Here is a 4373-nt window from a genome sequence, read left to right on the forward strand (position 1 = left end):
GTAGGGAACTGCCAGGCATCAAATAAAGTAAGAAACCCCAGCCGAAAGGCCGGGGTTTTTTGCTATGTGGGACACGGTAAATAAAACTTCATACATTCCTCCTTAATTCTCTTAAAGATCCTCCCTATCTTAAAAACTCAATCAAACTCTATAAGCCGTAAACCGCTGGATCAGTTAAACTGGGCATAATTGAGTAACGAATGAGTAATTTGGTTATGCCGATCCAAGGTACATCTTTAAAGGCTTTCAATACCTTTGCTATCAACGCTAATGCTAACGCCGTAATAACGGCTTCGACGCCCGCGGAATTATCAGCAGCCTGGCTTGAGGCCAAAAAATCGAACAAGCCATTCTTATTATTGGGCGAAGGCAGTAACGTTCTGTTTTTAAATGATTTCTGTGGTGACATTGTTCTGAATCGCATTCTTGGAATTGATATTAAAGAGAATGATCATGAGTGGTTATTGCATGTAGGCGCAGGTGAGAATTGGCACCAGTTAGTCGTTTCAACGCTAGAGAAGAATATCCCCGGACTCGAAAACTTAGCCTTGATCCCTGGCTGTGTGGGATCGGCGCCTATTCAGAACATTGGCGCTTACGGCATTGAGCTGCAAAACGTCTGTGATTATGTCGACTTACTTAACTTAGCAACCGGCAAGATTAGCCGTATTGATGCCAGCGAATGCCAGTTCGGCTACCGTGAAAGCATCTTCAAACATGGGTATCGCGATGGTTTTGCTATCGTGGCGGTGGGGCTACGGTTGAGTAAGGATTGGCATCCAAAGCTGACTTACGGTGATTTAACCCGTCTGGATGCTGTCAGCGTAACCCCGCAGCAAATATTCGATTCAGTGTGTCATATGCGTCGCAGTAAGCTTCCAGACCCTAAAGTGACAGGGAATGCAGGGAGCTTCTTTAAGAATCCTATTGTCGATGCCTTTATCGCTGATGCTCTGAAGAACCAGTACCCGGCCATGCCTTATTACCCACAGGCCGACGGCACGGTTAAGCTTGCCGCAGGTTGGTTAGTCGAAATGGCTGGTCTGAAGGGAACAAGCTTAGGTGGCGCGGGTGTTCATCAACAGCAGGCGCTGGTGCTGGTGAATATAGACGGTGCAACCGGAGCGGACATTAAATGTTTGGCAAAACTGGTGCGAGAAACCGTCGCAGAGCGTTTTGGTGTGTATTTAGAGCCAGAGGTTCGCTTTATATCGTCAGTGGGTGAAGTCAACGCTGTTGAGGCGCTTTCATGAAAGATATCACCGTACCTCTCCACCTTATCTCCATCCTTTCCGACGGCGAGTTCCACTCTGGCGAGCAGTTAGGCACAGAGTTAGGCATGAGCCGTGCCGCCATCAACAAGCACATACAGACGGTCAGGGACTGGGGAGTTGATATCTTTACCGTTCCTGGTAAGGGCTACAGTCTGCCTGCACCCATTCAATTGCTCGACGAGCAGCAGATCCTCTCCTTCCTGCCGGAAGGACGAGTCAGCGTGCTGCCTGTTATCGACTCGACTAACCAGTATCTGTTAGATCGTATCACCACACTGGCGTCTGGTGATGCCTGCGTGGCGGAGTATCAGCAAGCAGGCCGTGGAAGAAGAGGGCGAAAATGGTTCTCTCCTTTCGGCTCCAATCTTTACCTCTCTATGTATTGGAAGCTGGAACAAGGTCCGGCTGCGGCAATGGGCCTGAGTTTGGTGATCGGCATCATTATGGCCGAAGTGCTGCAAAAGTTGGGGGCGGAGGATGTTCGCGTTAAATGGCCAAACGATCTCTACCTTAAAGATCGCAAACTTGCCGGTATTCTAGTGGAGTTAACAGGGAAAACCGGCGATGCGGCGCATCTGGTTATTGGCGCCGGCATCAACTTGAAAATGCGTGAGCCTTCTGCCGATAGCATTGATCAAGGTTGGATAAATCTGCAAGAAGCTGGCGTGAATATCGATCGCAACCAGCTCACGGCGACATTACTCTCTGAGCTGCGTCTGGCACTGCGCCAGTTTGAGATTGATGGGTTAGCCCCGTTCATTAGCCGCTGGCGCAGTCTGGATAATTTTATCGATCGCCCAGTTAAGCTATTGATTGGCGAGCAGGAAATTCATGGCATTGAGCGAGGTATCGATCAGCAAGGTGCATTACTGCTCGAACAAGACGGGGTAATTAAGCCATACATTGGTGGCGAGATATCTCTGCGCGGTAGGTAACAAGTCGAAGTTAGATTGCATTAAAAAGGAGGGCTTTTGCCCTCCTTTGTCATTTCCTTAATCGAACACTCTCCACCGCGTGGTTTGCGCTCTTGGTCATTATCAGACTAGCGCGCTCGCGAGTTGGGAGGATATTCTCTTTTAAATTCAAACCGTTGATCTCATTCCACAGTTGCGTAGCGATCTTCACTGCCTCTTCCTCTGGCAGCTTCGCATAATGGTGGAAATAAGAATCTGGGTCGGCAAAAGCACCCTGACGGAATTTAAGGAAACGATTGATATACCAGCTTTGTAATAGGTCTGCAGGTGCATCGACGTAAATAGAGAAATCGACGAAGTCAGACACAAAGACATGGTGGGGATCGTGTGGGTAATCCATCCCGCTTTGTAAGACATTCAGACCTTCTAAAATAAGAATGTCTGGCTGCTCAATGACTTTGTTGCCATCTGGGATCACATCATAAATCAGGTGCGAATAGACCGGAGCGGTAACGCTCTTGGCGCCGGACTTAACCTCTGACACAAAGTTAACTAACTGATGCATATCATAAGATTGCGGGAAGCCTTTCTTCTTCATGATCCCACGTTCTTGCAGCGTCTTATTCGGGTACAGGAATCCGTCGGTGGTAATTAACTCGACCGTCCTATGCTCGGGCCAGCGGCTCAGAAGGGCTTGTAGAACGCGAGCCGTCGTACTCTTTCCTACCGCGACACTGCCCGCAATCCCAATGACATAAGGGATTTTCTGACCATCTGTGCCTAAGAACTGCTCTAAGACTGCCTGGCGGCGAAGGTTCGAACTGATGTAAAAATTAAGAAGGCGTGAAAGCGGCAAATAGATTTGCGCAACCTCCTCCAAGGATAGATCCTCATTGATGCCTTTTAATTTCGCGATCTCAGCTTCCTTTAGTGTTAACGGAACCGAGTCACGTAAGGCTGCCCATTGAGCTCTGTCGAACTGTAGATAAGGGGTTGCCAAGGATAAGTCTCTTTTATTCATAAGTTAAAATCTGCCTGTTAGCGCAGGTCAGGAAAGGCGCCGCACGCCAAGTCCAGACAGTAAACCAGCTGCCCATTATAGACAGCTAAATTTTCGTCGTAGACATTTTTCTTATACCTTATCGAATTCTTTGATTGGGTTAAAAATTTTTAACTAAAGTCATAAATCCGCATTTTTATACCTTGGCATCCTGATTGGCAGGCTGCTTTGCGTTATCTCAAGGAAATATCTGTGTTGAATACAGATTAAAAAGAGATAACGGCTAATTAGCGCCGCTTGGGTTTCCAGAGCCAAGCAGATTCGGGCCTGTGGATGGCAAGGGCCAGCAAAAGGCGGTAAAAGTTAAAAAATTCATTTTGCATAATATTTGGGCGAGAAAGGGGCTGGATACGCTGTTTTCCTCAGTTTTTGCATAAAACATGACCGATAGAGCAAAAGTCGCAATTTTTTTGTTGCATCCCCCGCCGAGTCTCCCTAGAATGCGCAGCACTTGATGCCGGCATAGCTCAGTTGGTAGAGCAACTGACTTGTAATCAGTAGGTCCCGAGTTCGACTCTTGGTGCCGGCACCAATCAAGTACTTAAAATCTGGTGGGGTTCCCGAGCGGCCAAAGGGAGCAGACTGTAAATCTGCCGTCATCGACTTCGAAGGTTCGAATCCTTCCCCCACCACCAAACAAGCCTTATCATTAAGGCAACTTATGAGGCCAAGCGCTTTGTAAGTGAAGATGAGGTGTTAAGTGTCTCATTTCCTTATCCCCGTCTTCTCGTTCTTCAGAACAATCAGGTAGCCGAGTTCCAGGATGCGGGCATCGTATAATGGCTATTACCTCAGCCTTCCAAGCTGATGATGTGGGTTCGATTCCCACTGCCCGCTCCAAGTATGTGCTGATATAGCTCAGTTGGTAGAGCGCACCCTTGGTAAGGGTGAGGTCGGCAGTTCGAATCTGCCTATCAGCACCACTTCCCAATTCTCTCCCTCCTGATTTTCTTTCTGTAAAATAATTCATCAAGCAAATGCTTGGTTGATGTGGTGATACCACCGATTTAACCGTGTCTTAGAGGGACAATCGATGTCTAAAGAAAAGTTTGAACGTACAAAACCGCACGTTAACGTTGGTACTATCGGCCACGTTGACCACGGTAAAACTACCCTGACTGCTGC

General features: G+C 47.8%; 4 protein-coding genes and 4 tRNA genes. 7 read left to right on the plus strand and 1 reads right to left on the minus strand.

The genetic code is table 11. The features are described 5' to 3' along the window. Positions 1 to 215 precede the first annotated feature (215 nt). A complete protein-coding gene (gene murB / locus SBO83_RS21300) occupies positions 216 to 1253 on the plus strand; it encodes a UDP-N-acetylmuramate dehydrogenase (protein ID WP_396132827.1) in 1038 nt (345 codons plus the stop codon). Beyond that, complete coding sequence (gene birA / locus SBO83_RS21305; protein WP_353500569.1) at positions 1250 to 2209, plus strand: bifunctional biotin--[acetyl-CoA-carboxylase] ligase/biotin operon repressor BirA; 960 nt, start codon at positions 1250 to 1252, stop codon at positions 2207 to 2209. The genes murB and birA overlap by 4 nt, the downstream gene beginning before the upstream one ends. Positions 2210 to 2258: 49 nt before the next feature. Here the strand turns inward: birA and coaA are convergent, their stop codons facing one another. Continuing rightward, positions 2259 to 3209 carry a type I pantothenate kinase gene (coaA, locus tag SBO83_RS21310; RefSeq protein WP_396132826.1) on the minus strand — a complete coding sequence of 317 codons (951 nt, stop codon included), beginning with the start codon at positions 3207 to 3209 and terminating at the stop codon, positions 2259 to 2261. 495 nt (positions 3210 to 3704) lie between these two features. On the opposite strand from coaA, the gene SBO83_RS21315 reads away from it, so the two are divergent. From SBO83_RS21315 to SBO83_RS21335, 5 genes are all read left to right on the plus strand, one after another. Beyond that, positions 3705 to 3780: transfer RNA gene (locus SBO83_RS21315), tRNA-Thr, on the plus strand. Between the two features lie 18 nt (positions 3781 to 3798). Further along, a tRNA-Tyr gene (locus SBO83_RS21320) sits at positions 3799 to 3883 on the plus strand. 130 nt (positions 3884 to 4013) lie between these two features. Further along, positions 4014 to 4088 (plus strand) — tRNA-Gly (locus SBO83_RS21325). 7 nt (positions 4089 to 4095) lie between these two features. Beyond that, positions 4096 to 4171, plus strand: a tRNA-Thr gene (locus tag SBO83_RS21330). Positions 4172 to 4281: 110 nt separating this feature from the next. Further along, on the plus strand, positions 4282 to 4373 hold a 92-nt coding region (locus SBO83_RS21335; protein WP_001978617.1), incomplete at its 3' end, for a GTP-binding protein.

It is taken from the genome of Ewingella allii (genome assembly GCF_044430645.1).
GTDB classification, from domain to species: domain Bacteria; phylum Pseudomonadota; class Gammaproteobacteria; order Enterobacterales; family Enterobacteriaceae; genus Ewingella; species Ewingella allii.